Here is a 25,985-nt window from a genome sequence, read left to right on the forward strand (position 1 = left end):
AGTTTGATGCTTACCTGACAGACCTTACTACTATCGTGAATACTCAAAATTCAAATTAGATTGAGCTAAGTAACCAATATGAAGAAAAATATTATAGCGATTGGGCTTTTAGGTAGCATTCTTTCTGGGTGCGGTAGCGAAAAGCAAGAAGTTAGAGTCAGTGAAGTTCAACCAAGCTTGGTCGCTATGGACTTAAGCTCGCCCCCCTCTCATACACAGTTGTCTGCATCTGGACAATTGGGAGGAGTGCTAAGCCCTACTTTTCCGGTAGAAGATAAAGTTGATCCAGACAGTTTTAGTCTATTTGACCTGTTAGGAGATGATGACAGTGATGAACGAATGGCTTTTGGTCAAGCTATTCAAAATTGGAATAGTCATCATTATAGTGATGCAGCAAAGGCATTTGATGTATTTCGAAAACAATTTCCTAGCAGTGCTTGGGCGTCTGAAGCCACTTTACATATGGCATGTAATGCTCGCTTCACAGGTCAGTATTCACAGGCAAACCAGCTTTTCCAAGAAGTCATCGCGCAAAATGCGTCATCGGAATATGTTGGTGCGCAGATGATGACTGCAAAAGCAAAAAGTCGTTTAGCAGTGTTACGTCTCATGGAAAACAACCCAGATGAAGCAAAAAGACTATTCAAAGAGGTAAAAGAGGACTCCCCTGATTGGCGCTTAAGAACTTATGCTTCAACTTGGCTGAGAAAGCTATCTCTGTTAGATGAGAGTGCCGGTAGTCTACTAGACTGTGGTACTCGAGCCCTGAGTTATTTGTTAAAGCAAGACAATCGATTTGAAGCTGCTGAAGAGGTCTTAGGTTATGCTCCTAGTGACGACGGCTTTAGTATTGCTGATATGATTGCCTTAGCAGAGCAGTATGGCTACCAAGCGCTTGCCGTCAAAGCAACAGTAGAAGAACTCGCTGAGATTACGACTCCCGCCATTTTGCAGATTGATAGGGAGGCTACAGGGGGTAAGGGACATTATTGGGTACTAGAAAGCCACACAAGCGGTCAATTTAATATCTTTGATTCGCAAATGAATCGTCGTTTTACATTCACAGCAGATCAGTTAGCAAAAGAATGGGCTGGGAACGTGATCTTATTGTCTGATGATGGTAGTAAATTCATTGGTAGATTACTTGACCAAGATGAGATGGAGAACACTTACGGGGGGTGCTGCGGTATTCAAAGGCCACCGGGAGAGCCAGGAAAGCCAGGTAAAGATCCGGATGACCCTAAAGAGCCAAAAGATGATTGTTCTACATCGAAAGGTGCTCCAGTTTGGTCGGTTAATATGATCAACATGAACTTGTATGTTGAAGATACCCCACTTTGGTATGAGAGTGCTATTGGACCTAATGTGAATATTAAGCTGGCCTATAACACGCAAGGCGTTTTGGCTCAGAATGAGCCTTTTGGGGTTAAGTGGATGTTTAACTATGCTACTTACCTAGTTGTTGATCCGGGTAAAGCGGTTACGATATTTAGTCCTGATGGTCGCGAAGATGTGTTTGTTAAAGATTCAGCTGGTGTCTATCAATCAGATAACTACTTTCGCACGACGTTAACGGAAAAAGAGGGTCGTTATTTACTGACTTTTGCTGATGGTTCTCAAAAAGTCTACGGAGTTCCAGAAGGTACAAAGGCTCTCCAAAACTTTCTATTAGAGCAGATAGATCCATTTGGACAGAAGCTGATATTTCATTATGACAATTCGGCAAGGATGACCCACATAGAAGACGCAATGGGGCGTCAAACGACACTTGAATACAACGCTATAGGGCTTATCTATACTGTTAGAGATCCATTTGGTCGAGAGGCAAAATTTGTCTATGACGACAAACGAAACCTAACCTCGTTAACGGATATGGAGGGTTATACAAGTACACTGACGTATGATGAAGATCGTTTTTTAACCTCTATTACGGATGCGAAAGGAACAACGTCATTCTACATTGAACCCGCCGATGGTATTCGTAATGGCTCAAACGCCTACAATCCGCCTGGATCTCCGATGTGGGAGAACTATCGTATTACTGTTACTAATCCTAACGGTGACAAAGAGGAGTATTATTTTGATGGTTTTCATAATACAGGGTGGTATGTAAATGCGGATAATTACCGAGAGTATACATCTGAGAGCAGTAACTACAGTAATTCTGTTGCAAAAACGATATATAAATACGTAACGCCAAATGGACGTCAAGGAAAGTTTTCTCAAGTGACGAACCCAGATGGTTCGTACAACAAGTTTACTTATTACTCCAATAATAAGCTAAAGACCATTACCGATGAACGTGGTCTAGTTGAGCAATATGAGTGGAATTCAAAAGGACTGGTAGCAAAGTATAAGGATAAATTAGGTAATGAAACTGTTTATATCTATGCGGATAACGGTGTTGATCTTATAGAAGTTCGCAGTCCGCTTGGAACAATCCTGATGACTTATAATACGAATAGTCAAGTTACTTCATATAGAGATATAGAGGGGCGTACGACGTATTTTGAGTATGATGAATCTGGCAATATGATTCGCAGTATCGACGCTAGAGGTATTGAGACAGACTTTGTGAGAAATGCTAGCGGTCTTACTAAAGAAATTCGAGTTAACTCTAAGACGGTATCCAGTTACATTTATGATGAAATTGGACGGGTAATTAGTCAACAGGGCTTGAATCGATACACTACACACTATCAATACAATAAGTTAGATACACTTGTGAAGGTAACAACGCCGGCTGGGCGTTCAACAGATAAACAATTTGGGACCTGCCCACGGATGTTGGAGTCTGAAACGCTGCCGGGTGGCCACACATATGATTATGAGTATGATAATGCCAAATGGCTGACAAGAGTGATAGACCCGCTTAAAGGAACAGTTACATTAGAACGCTCTAAATCCGGGCGTGTTACTGCTATTACTGACCGGAATAATAACAAAACCCGCTTTGTATATAACCCTTCAGGTACTTTAAAAGAGAAAGTTTATGCTGACGGTAGCAAGTTACAATATGACTACTCAAAAGGTCGCATTACTCAGTTTACTGACGCGCGAGGCATTAAAAAATCATATAGCTATAACAATAATGGGCAACTATCTAGCATTCGCTATAGCGATAGCACTGCAAGTGTGGACTATGAATATGATATTTTTGGGCGATTAAGCGCAGTGACCGATGGTACAGGAAAGACAACCTTCGGTTATTACACTAATGGTTTTTTGAAGTATAAAGATGGCCCCTTAGGAAATGACAAGATTGAGCTTACGTACACGGAGCTTAATGAACTTAGAACGATAGCCGTTGATGGAAAGTTAAATACTCAGTATAGCTATGATGATTTAGGCCGCTTAACTCAAGTAGAAGCGTTTGGGCAGCAATTTAGCTACAGTTATGATGACGATTCGACTTCGTCGAAAATAACAACTCAATACCCAAATGATTTAATCGGGCTTACTCAATACGATAGCAAGGCTGATTTATCCGAAATTGTATATCGCAAGGGTAACGAAGCGTTAGCAAGCTATCAGTATCGATTTGATGCTGCAGGACAGCTCAGTGAGCAGTTAGGTACATCGAGCTGGGACAGCAATATTGAAGGGTTGACTGCCAGCTATAATGCGCTGAACCAGATAACTAGTTGGAATGGCGATGAATCAAAGTTTGCCTATGATGCCAGTGGAAACTTAGTTAAAGGATTATTAGCCAATAATGTTCCTTTTACTGCTGAATATGACGGTGAGAGCCGATTAGTTAAGCTTGACTTTAATAAAAATGGCATGAGTTATTCTGAACGTTTTATTTATGGCTTTGACCATATGTTGAAAGGTTATCAGCGTTATGAAAATGGTAAATTGGTTAAAGATAAGCAATTTGTTCGGTTAGGGTTGCTTGAGCTTGAACAACACAATGGAAGTGGTCAGGTTGAACAGCAGTATGCTTGGCGTATGGATAAGCTAGGAGGTATCGGTGGGTTATTGATGACAAAAGCTGAACATGGCAGTTATTACTATATTTATAACCACCTTGGCACAGTCCAGAAAGTAATTAATCAGTTGGGAGAAGAGGTTGAAAACTACCTGTATACGCCTTATGGGGTTTCAAGTGGTAGCCAGCATGAACACCAACCCTTTGGCTATTCAACTAAGCGAAGTGATTTTACTAGCGGTCTAGTTTATTTTGGCTACCGTTTTTATGTGCCAAACTTAAGACGATGGCTTACCCGTGATCCATTGCAAGAGCGTGGAGGTATTAATCTTTATGCTTATGTAAACGGAGATCCTCTGGGGTATATCGATCCTGATGGAAGGATTGGGGTACCGAGCTCTCCGGTTCCTGTGCTACCACCTGAAGCATTTTTTCCTCCTGAGTTAGATCAAGCACTCCGAGATGCTGAGGATAAGGCTGATGAGGAAGTGTGCAAAGTAGCGAAAGATATTGATAGAGTATCGGAAGTTGCTGGAGCAATCCCTAACCCGTACATAAAAACAAGCTGTACTGCAATTAATATTACGTCCAAGTTAGTGCAGGTTGGCGTTTGTAAATGATAATTATATCTATGCAGTGTGAAGGGTTGGGAAATCAGTAATGTATACTCAATAGTTACAATTATTACTTGATGTACAAACTGCGAACTTACCTATGGATAGTGTGAGGTGTAATGGGTAAATGTGAAGTTACACCTCTTTCCACAGTACCTATCACACGGTTGTAGCCCGTTGTTTGGTCAACTAGTCATGGTTGGGAAAACCATAATCCTAGTATGTGTTTCTACATTTAGGGGTTATCATACTAGAACCTGTGATGACGGAGCTTAGAGTTGTAACAGTAACTATGCGAGAGCTACTCGGTATGAAGCTCTCTGCTTCAGCAGGTGGCGATTTAAATTTGTCTTACACATATTAAGGATGGTAAATGAAAGTTAGTCTTTTATGTTTTTGGCTGCTATTGGCTTCTCTACCTCTGCAAGCAGAGGAGAGAAGCAAGATGGAAAATGAGATTTCTCAAATTCTGGGCTTTGAACAAACAGTGGAGCACTACTTTGTGGAATACAAAAAGCAGCTCTTCAAACGGTATCCTAAATTGACAGAGGAGTATGTTGAATCGAATTATGGTTCAGTTTTTCAGTATGGTAAAAAGAGGTATATGAATGCATATATGAAAGGTTTGTCAGTTTATAGTGATGATGAACTTAGGCAACTTATTGATTTCTATAAGTCTGATAAGGGGAAGTGGATTGTCAAGAAGAATTTAGAATCAAATGTTATTGTTCTTGATGATTTAGCACTTGCTTCTGATGATTTTAATAAGGTGTTTATAGAGAACCTTAAATCTCAGTAAGAAAAGATAGCGACAACCGCTTTATTTCCTTAGAAGTTGATGAACCCTATGCAGAGCGACACTACCTATTGAAGCCAATATTCGATGAACTCTATCACTAGCTGACCACCTCGTCTATACTTGAGTCGAGCCCACTAGGTAAAGCCATCAAGTATGTTGCTAGTCAATGGCCTAAATTCATCCGTTACCTAGATGATGGCCACTTATCTATCGATAACAATCTTGCTGACCGTGCAATAAAACCGCCAGGGCGAATGATCTTATACTATACGACTAAATGGTAAAATCGATGCAGTAGTTGACTAAGTCTGAACCAGATGTCGACTCACTTCTTCCATGGGACTTCACATTAATTACTACGTCCGTGAGCTCATAGGACGTTTACGTTCAAAAGATTACAGAGACTTAATCTCATCCCATAGTCTAGAACAAAGTATGAGTCGGAAGGGATATTGCTGAAATAACGCCTGTGTCGAAAGCTTTTTAATTCAATGAAAGTAGAAACAAACCAATACTAGCTGATAGTGACACGAGAAGGGATACGCCTATCACTTTTTGAATATATCGAAGTTGATTACAATCGAACAAGAAAGCACAGTGCTCTTGGATATCTAAGCCTAGTTAACTTTGAAAACAATATGTCGCTTAATGCAGTGTCTAAGATCATAGAAGGCAAGGTTTGGACCCTTGCCTTTTGCATACTTATTTATCCAATGCTGTGTCCAAAAGTTTGTTACATAGACATGTCCATTGTGTGTCCACTCCGTCTTGCAAGGAGATTGACTGGGGCGTGGTAATTTTACTATGTTGAACTTTAGTAGATGTGTAATATGCAAGCTTTCGATGCAATGTTATGCGAACTAATGTTGCAAACATTACTCTAACTCGTTGATAGTTGTTCCGCGTCATGAAGTCTTATCTTGCAAGCATCACCATCTGCTCTACAGAAAATCCCTCAAGTACCTATACTTCCCTGAATAATCCAAGAAAATAACGATAAATCACTGACATCATTGATTTTGTTAATGTTTCTTGAAGTGAAATCCACTGGAACCTCTAGTTTTACCGCTCCAACAGTGATTCTCCTCACATTTCGTCTGATCAGACGAGAGGAATGTAGTTAATTGTTATCTGCTTTACATACTTAATGTTAATTTTTCCGCACAATATCTAGCACAAGATGCTACGAGCTAGTGTCTTTATAGATAAATTGGCACGTCAATCTGGGTCTTAGAAATATCTCAATCAAATATTCTGATTTTATTTATTTTGATGGTGTTTTTTGCCGAATTGTTGAAGTAATCGGAGAATTATACGATTTTTTGCTACATTTTTATGGCAAATTACTTCAATGATTGATAATGTGTGCCGCAATCTTTGTGAGGTTTTAGATTTTTGTGCTTATTTTTTGCGCTAAATAAATCTAAATCACTGTCCGTTCTAGTGAACTTGCAAAGAAGTCATGGATGCAAATGAAAAACTTGGAGTTTTAAGCATGTATAAGAACAAAATCACTCAAGCCCTTCTTTTAGGTGCTGGTCTAGCAGTGGCAGCAACCTCTACCGCAACTCTTGCAGCTGATGTTCCAGCTGGCGTAAAACTAGCAGATAAGCAAGAATTGGTACGTGGTAACGGTACTGAAGTTGCGACAATCGACCCTCACAAATCTCAAGGTGTTCCAGAATCACACGTTATTCGTGATATCCTTGAAGGCTTGGTGAATCAAGATGCAGAAGGCAACACTATCCCAGGTGTCGCTGAGTCTTGGGAAACAGCAGATAACAAAACTTTCACTTTCAAACTTCGCAAAGACGCTAAATGGTCTAACGGCGACCCTGTAACAGCAGGCGATTTCGTTTACTCTTTCCAACGCGCAGTAGACCCAGCGACAGCTTCTCCTTACTCTTGGTACATGGAATACACCAAGATGAAGAATGCTAAAGACATCGTTGCAGGCAAGAAAGATAAAGCTGAACTAGGTGTTAAAGCTGTAGACGACCACACGCTAGTGGTTGAGCTAGAAACAGCAGTACCATACTTCGTAATGATGACTGGCCATACAACAATGAAACCAGTTCATAAAGCGACAGTAGAGAAGTTCGGCGATCAGTGGACTAAACCTGAGAACTTCGTTGGTAACGGCGCGTTTGTTGTAAACAAATGGGTTGTGAACGAGCGCCTAGAACTTAAGCGTAATGAACAGTACTGGGATAACGCTGATACAGTTCTAAACAAGGTTACATTCCTACCAATCGAGAATGCGGTTGCAGAAATGAACCGTTTCCTTTCAGGTGAAATTGATTTCACTTCTACTCTTCCAACAGAGCACTTCAAGCGCCTGAAGAAAGAGCATCCAGAATCTGTATCTGTTGAAGGTAGCCTATGTACTTACTACTACTCATTCAACACGAAGAAGAAGCCGTTTGATGACGTACGTGTTCGTAAAGCGATCTCTTACGCTATCGACCGCAATATCGTAACTGATGCAATTCTTGCTCAAGGTCAAAAGCCAGCTTACTTCCTAACTCCGGAAATCACAGCGAACTTCAATCCAGAGCTACCAGCATACGGTCAAATGTCTCAAAAAGATCGTAACGCGGAAGCGGCTCGTCTACTAGCTGAAGCAGGCTACGGCAAAGACAACCCACTTAAGTTTACTCTTCTATACAACACTAACGAAAACCACAAGAAGATTGCGGTAGCACTTGGTTCAATGTGGAAGAAGACTCTAGGTCTAGACGTTACTCTAGAAAACCAAGAGTGGAAAACTTACCTATCTACGAAAGATCAAGGTGACTTCGAAGTATCACGCGCAGGTTGGTGTGGTGACTACAACGAAGCGTCTTCATTCCTAACGCTAATGGTAAGCAAGAACACAACTGGCGGTCAGCACTGGGGCAATAAAGATTACGATGCGCTAATCGACAAAGCTCTAAACTCGACTTCAGAAGAAGAGCGTACAGCACTTTACCTAGAAGCTGAGAAGCTAATGGCTAAAGATATGCCAATCGCACCTATCTACCAGTACGTACGTTCTCGTCTACTAAACCCACACGTTGGTGGTTTCCCATCAGCGAACGCGGAAGAGAAGATCTACTCAAAAGATCTTTACATCAAAGCTCAATAATCTGAGCAGATAGAACTATAAAAACTAGGCTCTGCATGTGAGAAATCGCATGCAGCGCCTCTCTTCAATCTAAATTCGTTGGATTGAGGATTTCTTTAATTTAAATGTCACAGACTGAAAGAGTGAGTTTATGCTTAAATTCATCGCAAAAAGGATATTTGAGGCGATCCCAACAATGTTGGTATTGATCACCGTATCTTTCTTTCTCATGCGCTTTGCGCCTGGTAACCCTTTTTCAAGCGAAAAACCGTTACCACCTGAAGTAATGGCTAATATCGAAGCTAAATATGGCCTTGATAAGCCTGTTTTTGAACAGTACACAACCTATCTATTCAATGTGGTTCAAGGGGACTTTGGTCCTTCATTTAAGTACCTTGATTACTCGGTAAACGAGCTAATCTCTGTTGCACTACCAGTTTCAGCTAAAGTGGGCTTTATCGCCTTTATCTTTACTGTGCTTATGGGGGTGACTGTAGGTACGATAGCGGCCTTGAAGCACAACACGTGGGTCGACTACACCATTATGTCTACCGCGATGATAGGTGTTGTTATGCCGTCGTTTGTACTCGCACCAGCACTAATCTATCTATTCTCACTGCACTGGAATTTGTTCCCGGCTGGTGGTTGGCATGACGGTAGTGCCAAATATCTTGTCTTACCTGTAATCGGTATGTCACTCCTCTACGTTGCAACATTTGCACGTATTACGCGTGGTTCGATGATCGAAACGCTAAACAGTAACTTTATCCGTACCGCTCGTGCGAAAGGATTAAGCTACCGTTACATCGTTGTTAAACACGCGCTTAAACCAGCACTTCTACCTGTAGTTTCTTACATGGGCCCTGCATTTGTAGGCATCATCACAGGTTCGGTTGTCATTGAAACGATCTTCGGACTTCCGGGTATCGGTAAGCTGTTTGTTAACGCTGCCTTTAACCGTGACTACTCGCTAGTAATGGGTGTAACCATCTTAATTGGTTTCCTATTTATTCTATTCAACGCGATCGTTGATATTTTACTAGCAATGATTGACCCGAAAATTCGCTACTAACAGGGAAGTTTGGTTATGTTAACGAAAAAAGAGAATTTAGAAGCGGTCGAAAAATTTGCAGAAAATCTGGAAATTGAAGGCCGTAGTTTATGGCAAGACGCCCGCATACGCTTTATGCGCAACAAAGCGGCAATGGTGAGTCTGTTTCTACTGACGTTGATGACGCTAGCCGTTATCTTTTTGCCAATGATTGCTCCGTATACATTTGATGATACAGACTGGTACGCGATGCACGTTGGACCAAATGCTGAGCACTGGTTTGGTACTGATAGCTTAGGCCGTGACCTTTACGTTCGTACTCTTATTGGTGGTCGTATCTCGCTGATGGTAGGTGTAATGGGTGCCTTCGTAGCAGTACTAATTGGTACGCTTTACGGCGCAGCCTCAGGCTTCATCGGCGGTAAGACAGACCGCGTCATGATGCGTATCCTAGAGATCCTTTACGCTGTGCCATTCATGTTCCTAGTTATTGTTCTAGTAACATTCTTCGGCCGTAACATTGTTCTTATCTTCGTTGCAATCGGTGCGATTGCATGGCTAGACATGGCGCGTATCGTACGTGGCCAAACGTTGAGTCTACGTAGTAAAGAGTTTATTGAAGCGGCACACGTTTGTGGTGTGAGCAAGTGGAAAATCATCACTCGCCATATCGTACCAAACGTACTAGGTATCGTAGCGGTGTACTCAACACTTCTAATTCCTAGCATGATTCTTACTGAGTCATTCCTATCATTCCTTGGTCTTGGTGTTCAGGAACCAATGACAAGTTGGGGCGCACTTCTTCAAGAAGGTTCGCAAACAATGGAAGTAGCAATCTGGCAGCTGGCATTCCCAGCAGCGTTCATGGTTGTGACTCTATTCTGCTTCAACTATGTTGGTGACGGCCTGCGCGATGCGCTGGATCCAAAAGACAGATAATTAAAAAGCAATAAATTACAAAATCTATAAAAAAGATTAAGGAAGCAATGATGAGCTTATTAGATGTCAAAGATCTGCGAGTCGAATTTACCACGCAAGATGGTATCGTAACCGCAGTAAACGATTTAAACTTTTCTCTGAACCAGGGCGAAACATTAGGTATCGTAGGTGAATCTGGTTCAGGTAAGTCACAAACTGTTTTCGCTATCATGGGACTACTGGCTAAGAACGGTATTATCTCTGGTAGTGCAAAGTTTGAAGGTAACGAAATTCTTAACCTTCCAGAAAGTGCATTAAACAAAGTACGTGCTGAACAGATCGCAATGATCTTCCAAGACCCAATGACGTCGCTCAACCCTTACATGAAGGTGAGTGACCAGTTAATGGAAGTTCTAATGCTGCACAAAGGCATGGGTAAAGCTGAAGCGTTCGAAGAATCTGTTCGTATGCTTGAAGCAGTAAAAATCCCAGAAGCTCGTAAGCGTATTACTATGTACCCACACGAGTTTTCAGGCGGTATGCGTCAGCGTGTGATGATCGCTATGGCACTGCTATGTCGTCCTAAACTGCTTATTGCTGATGAACCAACAACAGCATTGGATGTAACAGTACAGGCACAGATCATGGAGCTATTGAACGAGCTTAAGAGTGAGTTCAATACAGCTATCATTATGATTACCCACGATCTAGGGGTAGTGGCTGGCTCATGTGACAAAGTACTTGTGATGTACGCAGGCCGTACGATGGAGTACGGTACGGTTGATGAAATATTCTACAACCCAAGCCACCCTTATGCAGAAGGGCTGCTAAAAGCGATCCCTCGTTTAGATACGGAAGGTGAGATTCTTCCGACAATTCCAGGTAACCCGCCTAACTTACTTCGTTTACCAACAGGCTGCCCATACCAAGAGCGCTGTCACCGAGTAATGGATCGTTGTAAGCAGGAAGCACCAATCTTGACGCCATTTGGTGACGGTCGTCAGCGTGCATGTTTTTCAGAGTGGGAGGCTTGGAAAAAATGAGTATTGATAAGAACCTAATCCTAGACGTTAAAGATCTTAAAGTTCACTTTAGCATTGCAGCAAAATCGGCATGGCCTTGGACAAAGCCTTCAAACCTAAAAGCCGTTGACGGCGTTAACGTGCGTCTCTATGAAGGTGAAACTTTAGGGGTTGTAGGTGAATCTGGTTGTGGTAAATCGACGTTTGCTCGCGCGATCATTGGTCTTGTTGAAGCGACTGACGGTGATGTACTGTGGTTGGGTCAAGACCTAACCAAGATGAAAGAAGTCCAGCGCCGTGAAACGCGTAAAGAGATCCAGATGATTTTCCAGGATCCACTTGCATCATTGAATCCGCGTATGACAGTGGGTGATATCATTGCTGAGCCTCTAGAAACCTTCTACCCAGAGCTTTCTAAAGACGAAGTCAAAGCTCGTGTAAAAGAGATGATGGCAAAAGTTGGTCTGCTTCCAAACGTAATCAACCGTTACCCACATGAGTTCTCAGGCGGTCAGTGTCAGCGTATCGGTATTGCACGTGCACTGATCCTTAAACCTAAGATGATCATTTGTGACGAACCAGTCTCTGCACTTGACGTGTCGATTCAAGCTCAGGTAGTGAACCTACTGAAAGAGCTGCAAAAAGAACTGGGTCTATCGCTAGTCTTCATTGCCCACGATTTGTCAGTAGTGAAACATATCTCTGACCGTGTTCTGGTGATGTACTTGGGCAACGCGGTAGAGTTGGGTGAAGCTGAAGCGCTGTTTGCTGACCCTAAGCACCCATACACGCGTGCACTAATGTCAGCGGTTCCAATTCCAGATCCAAAACTCGAGCGTAATAAGCATATCGAGATGCTAGAAGGCGACCTTCCTTCGCCTATCAACCCGCCGTCAGGCTGTGTATTCCGTACTCGTTGCCCTCAAGCAACAGAAGCATGTGCACAAACTAAGCCGACGATCGAAGGTAGTGACGTTCACGCGGTATCGTGTCTCCACGTTAGCGTGTAAGTAATTCAGCCTGTGACGGGCTCAAGCGCGGCATCTTTCGGGAGTCGCGCTTTTTTTGATTTCTGATCATTCGAATAATTCGAACAACTAAGCCAACTCCTTCTAGTCTCTAGAGAGTTGGCTTTTTTTATACTGGGTGAAATCAATCGGATTAAAGGAGCTCGATATGGGTAAGTTAGTTGAAGGTGTTTGGCATGACGTTTGGTATGACACGAAATCGAGCAACGGTAAGTTTATTCGTGAAGATGCGGGTTTTAGACATTGGGTAGAAAACCGTGCAGACGCCGAATTTCAACCAGAAAGCGGACGCTACCATTTGTACGTTTCACTCGCTTGTCCTTGGGCGCACAGAACGCTTATTTTTCGCGAGCTTAAAGGTCTAACTGAGCATATTGATGTAACCGTTGTTTGCCCTGATATGATGAGCGAAGGGTGGCAAATGGGGCTACCAGAGCCTTTGTTTGGTCACACCCGTATGCATCAAATTTATACACAATCGAAGCCTGACTATACTGGTCGCGTTACGGTTCCTGTATTGTGGGACAAGAAAACCAATACCATTGTAAGCAATGAATCTTCTGAAATTATCCGTATGTTTAACTCTGCGTTTAATGACTTAACAGGCAATCGCGATGATTACTATCCTCAAGCCCTTCGTCATACGATCGATAAGTGGAATGATTTCATCTATCCGAATATCAATAACGGTGTGTACCGTTGTGGCTTTGCAACGACTCAAGAGGCGTATGAAGAGGCATTTGAGGCACTATTTGACGCGCTAGACAAAGTGGATGCCCATCTAGCAAAAAATCGTTACTTGGCTGGAGATGTGATCACGGAAGCGGATTGGCGACTGTTTACGACTTTGATTCGATTTGATGCAGTCTATGTTGGCCACTTTAAGTGCAATAAAAAGCGTATTGCCGACTATGCGCATTTGAACGGCTATATGAAAGAGCTGTATCAAGTTAAGGGCATCAAGGAGACGACGGATTTTTATCATATCAAGCGTCACTACTACTTTAGCCATACTGGAATTAATCCGACACAAGTTGTACCGAAAGGGCCAGACCTGGACTTAGAGTCTGCTCATGGACGTGATAGTTAAATTCGGGCTTTAGATATTAAAAAGCCCACGCAATTGCGTGGGCTTTGTCATTCAAAAAAGTGTTTAGTTAACCACTTTTTCTTGAGCTTGAGCCGCTTGGTCAGCTTGGATTGCCGTCAGAGCTACAGTGTATACGATGTCGTCAACTAGAGCGCCGCGAGACAGGTCGTTTACAGGCTTGCGCATACCTTGAAGCATTGGACCGATAGAGACTAGATCCGCTGAACGTTGTACCGCTTTGTAAGTCGTGTTACCCGTGTTTAGGTCTGGGAATACGAATACGGTCGCTTTACCTGCTACTGGAGAGTTAGGCGCTTTAGAAGCTGCAACGTTTTCCATGATAGCAGCGTCGTACTGTAGAGGGCCGTCGATAATGAGATCAGGGCGTTTCTCTTTAGCCAACTTAGTTGCTTCGCGTACTTTATCTACGTCTGCACCCTTACCAGACTCACCAGTCGAGTATGAGATCATCGCAACGCGTGGTTCGATACCGAATGCGGCAGCAGAATCTGCAGATTGGATAGCGATTTCAGCAAGCTGCTCTGCTGTTGGATCTGGGTTGATCGCACAGTCACCGTAAACCAGTACTTGGTCTGGTAGCAGCATGAAGAATACAGAAGATACGATAGACGCATCAGGTGCAGTCTTGATGATTTGGAACGGAGGAACGATAGTATTTGCAGTCGTGTGAACCGCACCAGAAACTAGGCCATCAACTTCGTCGTTCTCAAGCATCATAGTGCCTAGGAATACAGAGTCTTGTAGCTTCTCGCGCGCAACCACTTCAGTCATACCTTTGTGACCACGTAGCTCAACGAGACGCGCTACGTAGTTTTCACGTACTTCATCAGAGTTGATGATCGTTACGCCAGCACCTAGCTCAACACCTTGCTGCGCTGCAACACGTTTGATCTCTTCTGGGTTACCTAGAAGCACACACTCTGCAATGCCGCGCTCAGCACAGATAGCTGCCGCTTTCACTGTACGTGGCTCATCCCCTTCAGGTAGAACGATACGCTTACCAGCTTTACGAGCAAACTCTGTTAGTTGGTAACGGAATGCTGGTGGGCTTAGACGACGAGACTTCTGAGTCCCCTCAGTCATTGACTCGATCCAGTTGCCATCGATGTTGCCAGCAACGTGCTCGTTGATGAACTCAATACGCTCTTTATCGTCTGCAGGAACTTCGATAGAGAAGCTCTGTAGGTTTAGAGACGTCTGCCAAGTGTTACCTTGTGCTTTGAAGATTGGTAGACCTGAATCAAACGCAGGCTTACATAGGCCAACGATCTCTTCTGGGATGTCGTAACCACCAGTAAGTAGAACGGCGCCGATTTCTACACCGTTCATTGCTGCTAGCGCTGCTGCAACAATAACATCAGGGCGGTCTGCTGAAGTGACAAGAAGTGAGCCTGGTTTGAAGTGCTCAATCATGTTTGGCAGAGAACGCGCACAGAAAGTAATGCTCTTAATACGACGAGATTCGATGTCACCCGCGTTGATGATATCCGCCTTTAGGTGTTTCGCCATATCGATAGCACGAGTCGCGATTAGGTCAATGCTCCATGGCACGCACCCCAAAACACGGATTGGAGATGTGTTAAAGATCTCCATCACTTTCATTTCGTTCTGCTTCGCGCTGTCTGCATCGTCAAAGATTTCAGACAGGTCAGGGCGAGTACGGCCAGCTTCGTCAACAGGCGCGTTTAGCTTGTTGATGATCACGCCAGAAATGTTTTTGTTCTTAGTGCCGCCGAAGTTAGAACACGCTACTTCGATACGCTCTTTTAGCTGCGCCGGGTTATCAGTACCTGGAGTCGCAACTAGAACAATCTCTGCACCAAGTGTTGCTGCGATTTCAGCGTTTACTTGGTTAGCGAATGGGTGTTTACGCGTTGGTACAAGACCTTCGATTAGCGTTACGTCTGCATCTTTGTTGATTTGGTTGTAACGCTCAACCACTGTTTCCAGCAGCTCATCCATATTGTCGTTACCGATTAGACTTTCAGCAACAGACATCGCAAGAGGTTGACCGATCTTCACATCGCTGTTTGTGCCAACGATAGTTGAAGTTAGATCTGGTTGATCGCCGCCAGAGCGTGGCTGACAGATTGGCTTGTAAAAAGAAACTTTAACGCCTTTGCGCTCCATTGCGCGAAGAACACCCATGCTTACGCTAGTAAGACCAACACCAGCACTTGCAGGGATAAGCATAATAGTACGAGACATTCGTAGAGTACCTATAGCTATTGGGGATAAAAGCTCAACTCATATTCCAAGCAGAGCAAAGAATAGGAGCTGAGCCCCTTAGTAAGAAAACCGGCTGACATTGGGTCAGCCGGTTAAGTCAATTAAAGACCTGCTAGACGCGCAGTGTCTTCAGCGATAACTAGCTCTTCGTTAGTAGAGATAACCATTGCTGGGATACGGCTGTTTTCAGTTGTGATAGTACCTTCACCACCGAAACGAGCTTTAAGGTTAGCTTCGCCATCCACTTCGATACCGAAGATACCAAGACGGTTAAGAACCATTTCACGGATTGGGCCAGAGTTTTCACCGATACCACCAGTGAATACGATAGCGTCCAGACGGCCTTCTAGAGATGCAGTGTAACCAGCAACGTATTTCGCTAGACGGTGACAGAATACATCCATCGCGCGAGTCGCTTCTTCTTTTTCGCCGTAGTTGTCTTCAACGAAACGACAGTCAGAAGTTACTTCAGTTAGACCAGCAAGACCTGACTCTTTCGTTAGCATGTTGTTGATTTTCTCAACTGAGTAACCAAGCGTATCGTGTAGGTGGAAGATGATCGCAGGGTCGATGTCGCCACAACGCGTACCCATTACTAGACCTTCTAGAGGAGTCAGACCCATTGAAGTATCTACAGATTTACCGTTTTTAACTGCACATACAGACGCACCGTTACCTAGGTGACAGTTGATGATGTTAACTTCTTCAACTGGCTTGCCAAGGATGTTAGCCACTTCGCGAGTGATGAATAGGTGAGAAGTACCGTGCATGCCGTAACGACGGATACCGTGCTCTTTGTATAGGTTGTATGGAAGAGCGTATAGGTAAGACTCTTCAGGCATTGTTTGGTGGAAAGCAGTATCAAACACAGCAACGTTTTTCAGTGCTGGGAATGATTTTTGAGCCGCTTTGATGCCGATGATGTGAGCAGGGTTGTGAAGAGGTGCTAGAGTTGCACAGTCTTCGATGCCTTTTAGCACGTCGTCAGTGATTAGTGCAGACTGAGTGAACTTCTCGCCGCCGTGTACAACGCGGTGACCGATCGCAGCCAAGTTTTCAGAAAGTTCTGGCTTAGAAGCAAGAATAGTTTCTACCATAAACGCTAGTGCTTCTTCGTGAGCTGCACCGTTACCTAGTTGAGCTTCGTGCTTACCATCAAGTTTCCACTTGATGCGAGCTTCTGGAAGGTGCAGACATTCTGCAAGACCTGTTAGATGCTCATCACCGTTTTCTGCATCAACAACAGCAAATTTAAGAGAAGAACTACCGCAGTTTAAAACTAAAACTAGCTTTGACATGAGTGACTACCTGTAATAATCAGTTAGGATAAAAATTAATCACAAGAATAGACGAAGCGCGAAAAGCTGCGTACTAATCTTGGTCAAAAAAACTTCGAATTCCGTATAAAAGACAGTGATGGTCCAAATCACCACCTTTGCATCCGCTGCAGAAAGGCCCCAAGAGTTGCTTAAATTGTAAATAACAGCAACAATGAGATTGTGGGTCCGCAAAGGATAACGATAATGCGCAATGATAACAAAAAAATTTGAAAGAATATTAACTTTCATCAATTTTTTGCGCCAATAGTTGAATCTTTCAACTTAATTTTAGTTTGGTCCCAACAATGAAGTGAGAGAGTCGTATGAGTAATAAAGCTGGATTAGTCCACAGCCTACGCGATGGGCAAAAATACATGGATACTTGGCCAATGCGAAAAGAGCTCAATATGCTCTTTCCTGAACAACGCATTATCAAGGCGACTCGATTCGGTGTGAAAGTCATGCCAGCCATCGCTGCCATCAGTGTTTTAACGCAAATGGCATTCAACAACTATGACGCGATGCCCCAAGCTGTCATTGTGGCATTGTTCGCAATCAGTATGCCTGTTCAAGGCATGTGGTGGCTTGGTAATCGTGCCAATACCCAATTGCCACCGAGTTTGGCAGGTTGGTACCGAGAAATTCATCAGAAAATCGTTGAAAGTGGTTTTGCCCTAGAGCCTATGAAAGCGCGACCTCGCTACAAAGAGTTGGCACACATCCTCAATCGCGCATTCAGTCAGCTTGATAAAAGCGCATTAGAACGCTGGTTTTAAATCGTATTAAGTTTGAATCGCTTACGACTTGTCAATCTCCATTGTCTTACCTTTGTCAAACCGTAGAGCAGGGTGTTAATCCCAAAGCCAGCGCCTTGCTTGGTCTGACACGGTTTCCCCAACATCCCCAAACAAAAAACGCTCACCGAAGCGAGCGTTTTGTTATCTGATGCTATTCAACATTAGTTGAACATTGCAATAGCTTCTGCTGGGTCTACGTATTCAAGATCGAAGCTCTCCGCGACTTCTTTACACGTTACCTTACCGTGGATAACGTTTAGGCCTTCTAGGAAGCCTTTGTCTGCAAGAAGTGCTTCGCGGTAGCCCTTGTTCGCAAGCTTAACAATGTAAGGCAATGTTGCATTGTTCAGTGCGAATGTTGAAGTACGAGCAACAGCGCCTGGCATGTTTGCAACACAGTAGTGAACGACATCGTCAACAATGTACGTAGGATCTGCGTGTGTTGTCGCGTGTGATGTTTCGAAACAACCACCTTGGTCGATTGCTACGTCAACCACAGCCGCACCTGGTTTCATCTTAGCGATGTGCTCTTTTGTTACTAGCTTAGGAGCTGCTGCACCAGGGATGAGTACGGCACCAACCACTAGGTCTGCTTCTAGAACATGCTTCTCGATCGCGTCTTCTGTAGAGTAAACCACTTTTGCTCGGCCTTGGAATTCCTCGTCTAGACGACGAAGAGTATCAACGTTACGGTCAAGGATGGTTACGTCTGCTCGTAGACCCACCGCCATACGTGCCGCGTTAGCACCAACAACACCGCCGCCGACAACAACAACTTTCGCTGGTTCAACGCCTGGTACGCCACCTAGTAGAAGACCGCGACCACCGTGAGATTTCTCTAGAGTTTGTGCACCTGCTTGAATAGACATGCGGCCTGCAACCTCAGACATTGGCGCAAGTAGTGGCAAGCGACCCATATTATCTGTTACAGTCTCATATGCTATGCAGACAGCTTTGCTCTTGATTAGCTCTTCAGTTTGTGGAAAATCTGGTGCTAGGTGCAAATACGTAAATAAAATTTGCCCTTCTCGAAGCATTGCGCGCTCGACAGCTTGAGGTTCTTTAACCTTTACAATCATTTCTGCTTTCGCGAAAACGTCAGCAGCAGTAGGAAGAATGGATGCGCCTACAGCGATGTAATCATCGTCTGAAAAACCGATACCTGAACCGGCATTGGTTTCAACAAAAACTTGGTGACCTTGAGACACTAGCTCGCGAACGCTTGCTGGGATCATGCCTACACGGTATTCGTGGTTTTTGATTTCCTTAGGTACGCCAATAATCATCCTGACTCCTCATTTTATATTGGTTGTATTTAGTATGTTAGTTAGATTAACTATATGTAGGGTAATTGTATCGAATTAATATCTAGTATAGGTGTATTTTGATAAAATTTGATACTGAATATTAAAAAGTTGTAGTATATTTTTTTGCAAGGAAGTAATAAGGTGGAATAAAAAATGGCAGACAACAATAAAAAGCCGTCCAAGGATCTAGACCGTATTGACCGCAACATTCTTAATGAGTTGCAAAAAGACGGTCGTATTTCGAATGTAGAGCTCTCTAAGCGTGTTGGTCTTTCCCCGACACCCTGTTTGGAGCGTGTGCGCAGATTAGAGCGTCAGGGGTATATTACGGGCTATACAGCGTTGCTAAATCCGCAATATCTTGATGCCTCTCTATTAGTGTTTGTTGAAATTACGTTAAATCGTGGTGCACCTGACGTCTTTGAGCAGTTTAATACCGCTGTTCAAAAACTCGATGATATCCAAGAATGTCATCTGGTCTCTGGTGATTTTGACTACTTGTTGAAAACACGCGTGTCAGACATGAGCGCTTATCGCAAGCTGCTAGGTGATACGTTACTTCGTCTTCCGGGTGTCAATGACACGCGTACCTACGTGGTTATGGAAGAAGTGAAGCAAACCAATCAACTTGTCATCAAAACTCGTTAGTCAGGAAAATACCTTTCGATATTCTGACTTTAGGGAATTGGGTTTTAAGCCCTGATATGGTTAAATCGATAGTCCGAGTAGCGTTGCTGCTCGGGCTATTTTTTTCTTACCGTTCAACAGCTGTGAGCGGTCGCTTCAATAGATAAGTTGGTTATGTTCAAAGAGAACAAAAATAAAGTCGAAACGATAATCAAAACGGGTGAGGAACCTCAGTCGACTCGCTTGAATGGTCCTCAGCGTCTTAAAGAGTGCAGTCTGATTGTGATTGTACTGCTTTCTATATTGCTATCAGTCGCATTGTTAACATTTAGCCCCGCAGACCCTTCTTGGTCTCAAACCGCTTGGGGAGGGCAGGTGGATAATGCCGGAGGCTTGGTCGGAGCTTGGTTTGCTGACACTTTGTTTTTTACTTTTGGTTCACTCGCTTATCCAATCCCATTTATCGTTACTGTCGCAGCGTGGATCATGTTACGAAAGCGTGATGAAAATGACCCGATAGACCTAATGCTATGGGGTACGCGCCTATTGGGCTTGACCATTATAATTCTCACCAGCTGTGGACTGGCGGACATCAACTTTGACGATATTTGGTACTTCTCTTCTGGTGGTGTCATTGGTGACGTACTGACCAGCTTGGCTTTACCGACACTGAGTCTACTTGGGACAACCTTGGTGTTGCTGTTTCTATGGGGAGCGGGGTTTACCTTGTTGACGGGCATTTCGTGGTTGAGCATTGTCGATTGGTTAGGCGAAACCACGATATCTGCATTGACCGCGTTGCTTAATCGTGTGCGAGGTGAGAGAGAGGAAGTGCTCGAGCCTCAACTTTCTGTCCCTGAGATGGCAGAGCCAGTACATGATGCTGAACAGGAAGAAGAACCTGTTCTGACGGCGAAGGACACGTTAGAAGCTGAAGATGAAACAGTAACTAATGAGCGCCGCTTTAATATTCACATGCCTGAAACCCGCCAAGAGCCAACCTTTTCAGACCCTGAACCGGAGGCTGTGCCACAAGGGCGAGTCAGTGACCCGATTGATACTATTACACCTAAGGTTGTCACGTCGCCAACGATCTCTTCTGTTCAAGAACCGACAACAGAGCGCACTCGTCAGCTAGGTGCGACGATCGAAGAGCTTGAAGCTGCCGCACAAATGGATGATGACTTTGCGAAAGGGGCAGAGCACTACAGTTCTGACGTTTATGAGCAACACTCAACTCAGCCTACGCCAAGCAATCAAAGTATTGATAACCCTATGCCTTGGAACGAAGTCGAACAAGTGGTAGAGGAACGTGAGATTACTCAGCCAGTGATAGACCACAATGACTTAGAACAGATTACGCAACATGTAGAGCCTGAACCAACGCATCAGGAGCCAGTGATCTCAAGTTTTGACGTGGCTGACGATGAGCCGCAACACACAATCGAGCCTACGGTAGACGAGCTTCACGATGTTGCTGTTGAAGAGGAGGACGCTGGCGATCAGGATGTCGCAGCGTTCCAAGATATTGTCGCTGATGCTCAGGCAAAAGTGGCGGCTCAGCAAAATCCGTTTTTGGTACAGCATGAACCTAACTTGCCTAAACCGGCAGAGCCTATGCCGACGCTGGAATTACTATATCATCCAGAAAAACGTGAAAACTTCATAGACCGAGCGGCACTCGAAGAGATCGCCCGCCTCGTGGAAGCTAAGTTAGCCGACTACAAAATAAAAGCAGAAGTGGTGGATATTTTCCCTGGGCCTGTCATTACGCGCTTTGAGCTCGATTTGGCACCGGGTGTCAAAGTGAGCCGTATCTCAGGTCTGTCTATGGATTTAGCACGCTCGTTGTCTGCCATGGCTGTGCGCGTGGTTGAGGTGATACCGGGTAAACCTTACGTTGGACTTGAACTACCGAATATGAGTCGTCAGACCGTATTCTTCTCAGATGTTGTTGGTAGCCAGCAGTTTATCGAAGCCAAATCTCCAACGACAGTTGTACTAGGTCAAGACATTGCAGGTGAAGCGGTAGTTGCTGACTTATCTAAAATGCCTCACGTGTTGGTTGCTGGTACTACGGGCTCAGGTAAATCGGTCGGTGTTAACGTGATGATTCTGAGTATGCTCTACAAAGCGACGCCAGAAGATGTGCGTTTTATCATGATTGACCCGAAAATGCTGGAGCTTTCTGTGTATGAAGGCATTCCACATTTGTTGTCCGAAGTTGTAACGGATATGAAAGACGCATCGAATGCACTGCGCTGGTGTGTGGGGGAAATGGAGCGTCGCTACAAACTGATGTCAGCGCTTGGCGTACGTAACATCAAAGGCTTTAATGATAAGTTGAAAATGGCGGCAGAGGCGGGGCACCCAATTCATGATCCACTTTGGCAGCCAGGTGACAGCATGGACGAGACCGCGCCATTGCTTGAAAAGCTGCCGTATATCGTGGTGATTGTCGACGAGTTTGCCGACCTGATGATGGTGGTAGGTAAGAAAGTAGAAGAGTTAATTGCTCGACTTGCTCAAAAAGCCCGTGCTGCGGGTATTCACCTTATCTTAGCAACACAGCGACCTTCTGTAGATGTCATTACTGGTCTTATCAAAGCAAACATCCCAACGCGGGTGGCGTTTACTGTATCAACCAAAACGGATTCGCGTACTATCCTAGACCAAGGTGGTGCTGAGTCATTGCTTGGAATGGGTGACATGCTCTACTTGCCTCCAGGTTCAAGTCATACAGTGCGTGTTCATGGTGCATTTGCATCCGATGACGACGTCCATGCGGTGGTGAATAACTGGAAGGCTCGTGGTAAGCCTAACTATATCGAAGAGATCACCAATGGCGACCAAGGACCGGAGGGGCTGCTTCCTGGGGAAAAACCAGAAGGCGAAGAAGAGATGGACCCACTATTCGATCAAGTTGTTGAGCACGTTGTTCAATCTAGGCGTGGTTCGGTCTCTGGCGTTCAGCGTCGATTCAAAATTGGTTATAACCGAGCTGCACGGATTGTCGAGCAGCTTGAAGCTCAAGGTATCGTGAGTGCGCCTGGGCATAATGGTAACCGAGAAGTCTTAGCTCCAGCACCTGGGCGGGATATGAACTAAACACAGGTGAGTCAATGCATTAAGGGTTAGCGTCTAGCTAACCCTTTTTGTATCCACAATTGGCGTGCTGGCTTGTTAATTCTCGAGGGGTAGTCAATATGCCAATACTGACAAAAAAAGGGCTGACGATCTCCCGTCAACCCTTTGTTATTTACTTAATTGGTTAGTTTTTACTTTTGGCAAATTGGGCAATAACGATAACGCTTAGCGCGACAAGATTACCAGCGAAAATGACAACTAACCATTGTGGCATTGATAGTGTCAGGAACTGCCAAACAATCTTGCTACAGTCGCCATAGGCTTCAAACATCCAAGGTGCCCATTGGTTTAGTGGTGCCCAATCTGGGAAAGTGACAAATAAATCACAGGTAGCGAAAGGTGATGGATTGAATTGGTAATCGACGTGCTGCAGTGAAAGCGCCAAGCCTTTGTACGCACTTGCTCCCCACGCAGCGAGACCGAGCCAACGAATAACAGGGTTATTTGGAGCGATAATACCAATAAGCGCCGCGCCGCCGACGCCTAACATCGCGACACGTTCGTAGATGCACATTACGCAAGGGGAAAGCATCATGACATGTTGGAAGAACAGTGCGCACGCTTCGAAGAAAATGACAAACAGCAGAAGAAGTAACCAAGACAGTCTGCCTTGAGAAAACGTTTTAATCGTAGAAAGAATGTTCAACGGGATACCCTGATAGAATAAAAAAGCTCTGACTAATCAGAGCTTTTTATCGTGTAAAAGTTTCAGTAGCAACAAAAACTTTTTAATAACTGCAATTAATGCCCGCCAGAAACAGCGTGAGTGACATCGCCAGTGTGATGCATGATCCAACCCGCATCGTAAAACCAAGCCGTCATAGGCTCAACAAAAAATACAATGCCCGCTAAGCCAACCAGTGCAAGAACGATGGTGTATGGCAGAGCCATAATTACCATGCGGCCGTAAGACAGACGAATCAATGGCGCAAGCGCAGACGTTAGTAGGAACAGAAATGCAGCTTGACCATTCGGTGTTGCGACAGATGGCAAGTTAGTACCTGTGTTGATAGCAACAGCAAGTAAGTCGAACTGATCGCGAGTGATAACACCTTCAACAAGCGCTGTTTTCACTTCGTTGATGTAGACCGTGCCAACGAACACGTTGTCAGACACCATAGAAAGCAAGCCATTGGCGACATAGAACAGAGCTAACTGAGTCCCTTTGTCTTCGACATGAAGTACCGCGTCGATAACAGGTTTGAACAGCTCCTGATCAATGATTACGGCAACCACGGCAAAGAACACGGCAAGCAGCGCTGTAAATGGAAGTGCTTCTTCAAACGCTTTACCCATCGAATGTTCTTCAATTACTCCGGTAAATGCAGTCGCCAAGATAATAACTGACAGACCAATCAAACCGACGGCAGCAAGGTGAAGAGCAAGACCAACGATCAACCATACAGCGATTAAACCTTGAACCCACAGTTTCGCGACGTCTTGGTTTGTTCGTGTTTTACGCTCTTCCGTATCAAAATCGACCAAAATCTGACGAACGTTGTCAGGTAGGCGCGCACCGTAGCCAAATACCTTGAGTTTCTCTACTAGCACACAAGTAGTTAGGCCGCAGACGAAGACAGGCGCTGTCACTGGAAGCATTCGGATAATGAACTCACCGAAGTTCCAACCAGCTTGATCGGCAATAATTAAGTTTTGAGGCTCACCAACCATGGTCATTACGCCGCCTAGCGCTGTACCTACACCTGCATGCATAAGAAGAGAGCGAAGAAATGCGCGGTAGTTTTCTAAGTCATCACGCGTTAGCTCTGAAAGGTGATCGTCTTGTGTGTGGTCGTGTGACGCATGAGGACCCTGACCTGACGCGACTTTGTGGTAAATAGCATAGAAACCCACAGCAACACTAATAACAACCGCAATCACCGTCAGTGCATCTAGGAATGCAGACAAGAATGCTGCCGCGAAACAGAAGGCGACAGACAGCATTGATTTCGATTTTATGCCTAGCAATATTTTGGTGAAGATGAAGAGCAGCAGCTGCTTCATGAAGTAGATGCCGGCAACCATGAATACCAACAGCAACAATACTTCGATATTCGCGACTAGCTCATGCTTAACTTGCTCAGCACTTGTCATACCTATTGCAATGGCTTCGATTGCCAGCAAACCACCAGGCTGAAGAGGGTAGCATTTCAGTGCCATGGCTAGTGTGAAGATGAACTCCGCGACGAGCAACCAGCCTGCAACAAATGGGTCGACAAAGAAAAAAACGATAGGATTGATAATAAGGAAAGAAATGATGGCAACTTTGTACCAATCTGGTGCTTTACCAAGAAAGTTCTTGATAAATGCGTTTCCGAGTGACATCGGCATGATCGCAATACTCTTAAATGTTGTTATGAATAGACACTACTCGTGCTTGTATCCATAAATCGGCGTCTCCCTGTAACACCGGCTTGATTCCTTGCCTAAGAATAGCCATATCTGTTTATCGGGAAACACTCGATCCAACAGTGACTTAGAAAAACAACATCAACACATATCGAGATGTGATCTTGCCAAGTCACTCCCTGAGAAAGACAAGCACTCCATACTTTGGGCGCCACTGTACTCCTCAAGATTATTTAGTCAATCAATAACTGTTTATTGACTTTTATATTAGGAGACTTTTGTTTAAAAACGCGATCAAAGTGGCGTAAACATAACACAAGAGTTGTTAAAAACAATCCTAAGTGGCAGCGGAGCGATTAAATGGGAGAATAAGACAAAATATGTGATTATATTGAATGAAAATGAAGGGTTATTTTTGCAATTTTACAAACTAAGTTTCTATTTCTGAAGGCAGTAATGACGGGTTCTCCGCAATGTTACAATTTTATTAAACTTGGAAATTATATCGATTGCGCGTTTTGAGAATATTCAAAATACCCTCAGATAAATTAGAGTTAATGCTCTATGTGTGTTTTGAGTGCAGTTTACTTGTACTCGGTTTCCGATATGCAAAAACTAGTGGTATGATGA

At 44.2% G+C, this 25,985-nt stretch carries 16 protein-coding genes and 2 pseudogenes; 13 read left to right on the top strand and 5 right to left on the bottom strand.

Going from position 1 to position 25,985, the window contains the following annotated elements; translation table 11 throughout:
• Window positions 1–78 precede the first annotated feature (78 nt).
• From RJ47_RS10745 to RJ47_RS10780, 10 genes and pseudogenes are all read left to right on the top strand, one after another.
• Window positions 79–4,551, top strand: coding sequence for an RHS repeat-associated core domain-containing protein (locus RJ47_RS10745; RefSeq protein WP_052237937.1), 4,473 nt, complete (start codon window positions 79–81; stop codon window positions 4,549–4,551).
• A 367-nt stretch (window positions 4,552–4,918) separates the two neighbouring features.
• The gene (locus RJ47_RS10750) at window positions 4,919–5,344 is read left to right on the top strand and encodes a DUF2059 domain-containing protein (protein ID WP_039483757.1); all 426 of its coding nucleotides are present in this window, start codon (window positions 4,919–4,921) and stop codon (window positions 5,342–5,344) included.
• Window positions 5,345–5,472: 128 nt separating this feature from the next.
• A pseudogene (locus tag RJ47_RS20840) lies at window positions 5,473–5,720 on the top strand (IS66 family transposase); the annotation flags it as partial.
• An 11-nt stretch (window positions 5,721–5,731) separates the two neighbouring features.
• A pseudogene (locus RJ47_RS20845) lies at window positions 5,732–5,976 on the top strand (integrase core domain-containing protein); the annotation flags it as partial.
• Between the two features lie 863 nt (window positions 5,977–6,839).
• Window positions 6,840–8,471, top strand: a complete 1,632-nt coding sequence (locus tag RJ47_RS10755) for an ABC transporter substrate-binding protein (RefSeq protein ID WP_038134697.1) — start codon at window positions 6,840–6,842, stop codon at window positions 8,469–8,471.
• A gap of 130 nt (window positions 8,472–8,601) precedes the next feature.
• Window positions 8,602–9,522, top strand: a complete 921-nt coding sequence (gene oppB, locus RJ47_RS10760; protein ID WP_005472942.1) for an oligopeptide ABC transporter permease OppB — start codon at window positions 8,602–8,604, stop codon at window positions 9,520–9,522.
• Between the two features lie 15 nt (window positions 9,523–9,537).
• Complete coding sequence (gene oppC / locus RJ47_RS10765; RefSeq protein WP_039483760.1) at window positions 9,538–10,440, top strand: oligopeptide ABC transporter permease OppC; 903 nt, start codon at window positions 9,538–9,540, stop codon at window positions 10,438–10,440.
• A 50-nt stretch (window positions 10,441–10,490) separates the two neighbouring features.
• On the top strand, window positions 10,491–11,462 hold the full coding sequence (locus tag RJ47_RS10770; RefSeq protein WP_038134175.1) for an ABC transporter ATP-binding protein: 972 nt from the start codon (window positions 10,491–10,493) through the stop codon (window positions 11,460–11,462).
• Entirely contained in the window at window positions 11,459–12,451 is a 993-nt protein-coding gene (oppF, locus tag RJ47_RS10775; RefSeq protein WP_005472982.1) for a murein tripeptide/oligopeptide ABC transporter ATP binding protein OppF, read from the top strand. Before RJ47_RS10770 ends, oppF begins: the two co-directional genes overlap by 4 nt.
• A 166-nt stretch (window positions 12,452–12,617) precedes the next feature.
• On the top strand, window positions 12,618–13,559 hold the full coding sequence (locus tag RJ47_RS10780) for a glutathione S-transferase family protein (protein WP_039483762.1): 942 nt from the start codon (window positions 12,618–12,620) through the stop codon (window positions 13,557–13,559).
• A gap of 63 nt (window positions 13,560–13,622) precedes the next feature.
• Here RJ47_RS10780 and pta read toward each other — a convergent pair whose 3' ends face one another.
• Both pta and RJ47_RS10790 read right to left on the bottom strand, forming a co-directional pair.
• A complete protein-coding gene (pta, locus tag RJ47_RS10785) occupies window positions 13,623–15,788 on the bottom strand; it encodes a phosphate acetyltransferase (protein ID WP_038134178.1) in 2,166 nt (721 codons plus the stop codon).
• Window positions 15,789–15,910: 122 nt separating this feature from the next.
• Complete coding sequence (locus RJ47_RS10790) at window positions 15,911–17,107, bottom strand: acetate kinase (protein WP_039479758.1); 1,197 nt, start codon at window positions 17,105–17,107, stop codon at window positions 15,911–15,913.
• A gap of 344 nt (window positions 17,108–17,451) precedes the next feature.
• Here RJ47_RS10790 and yfbV point away from each other — a divergent pair, with 344 nt between their 5' ends.
• On the top strand, window positions 17,452–17,904 hold the full coding sequence (gene yfbV, locus RJ47_RS10800; RefSeq protein ID WP_039483766.1) for a terminus macrodomain insulation protein YfbV: 453 nt from the start codon (window positions 17,452–17,454) through the stop codon (window positions 17,902–17,904).
• Window positions 17,905–18,086: 182 nt separating this feature from the next.
• Here the strand turns inward: yfbV and ald are convergent, their stop codons facing one another.
• Window positions 18,087–19,211 carry an alanine dehydrogenase gene (ald, locus tag RJ47_RS10805; protein ID WP_038134180.1) on the bottom strand — a complete coding sequence of 375 codons (1,125 nt, stop codon included), beginning with the start codon at window positions 19,209–19,211 and terminating at the stop codon, window positions 18,087–18,089.
• Window positions 19,212–19,385: 174 nt separating this feature from the next.
• On the opposite strand from ald, the gene lrp reads away from it, so the two are divergent.
• Window positions 19,386–19,880: a leucine-responsive transcriptional regulator Lrp gene (gene lrp / locus RJ47_RS10810; protein ID WP_004414493.1), complete on the top strand. Its 495-nt coding sequence runs from the start codon at window positions 19,386–19,388 to the stop codon at window positions 19,878–19,880.
• 153 nt (window positions 19,881–20,033) lie between these two features.
• Window positions 20,034–22,967 carry a DNA translocase FtsK gene (locus RJ47_RS10815; RefSeq protein ID WP_039483768.1) on the top strand — a complete coding sequence of 978 codons (2,934 nt, stop codon included), beginning with the start codon at window positions 20,034–20,036 and terminating at the stop codon, window positions 22,965–22,967.
• A gap of 163 nt (window positions 22,968–23,130) precedes the next feature.
• On the opposite strand, the gene dsbB is transcribed toward RJ47_RS10815, so the two are convergent.
• A complete protein-coding gene (dsbB, locus tag RJ47_RS10820) occupies window positions 23,131–23,652 on the bottom strand; it encodes a disulfide bond formation protein DsbB (RefSeq protein ID WP_039483770.1) in 522 nt (173 codons plus the stop codon).
• A 95-nt stretch (window positions 23,653–23,747) separates the two neighbouring features.
• Window positions 23,748–25,337, bottom strand: coding sequence for a Na(+)/H(+) antiporter NhaB (gene nhaB / locus RJ47_RS10825; protein WP_039483772.1), 1,590 nt, complete (start codon window positions 25,335–25,337; stop codon window positions 23,748–23,750).
• Between the last annotated feature and the right edge of the window lie 648 nt (window positions 25,338–25,985).

This window comes from Vibrio sinaloensis, assembly GCF_000808535.1.
Lineage (GTDB): Bacteria > Pseudomonadota > Gammaproteobacteria > Enterobacterales > Vibrionaceae > Vibrio > Vibrio sinaloensis_D.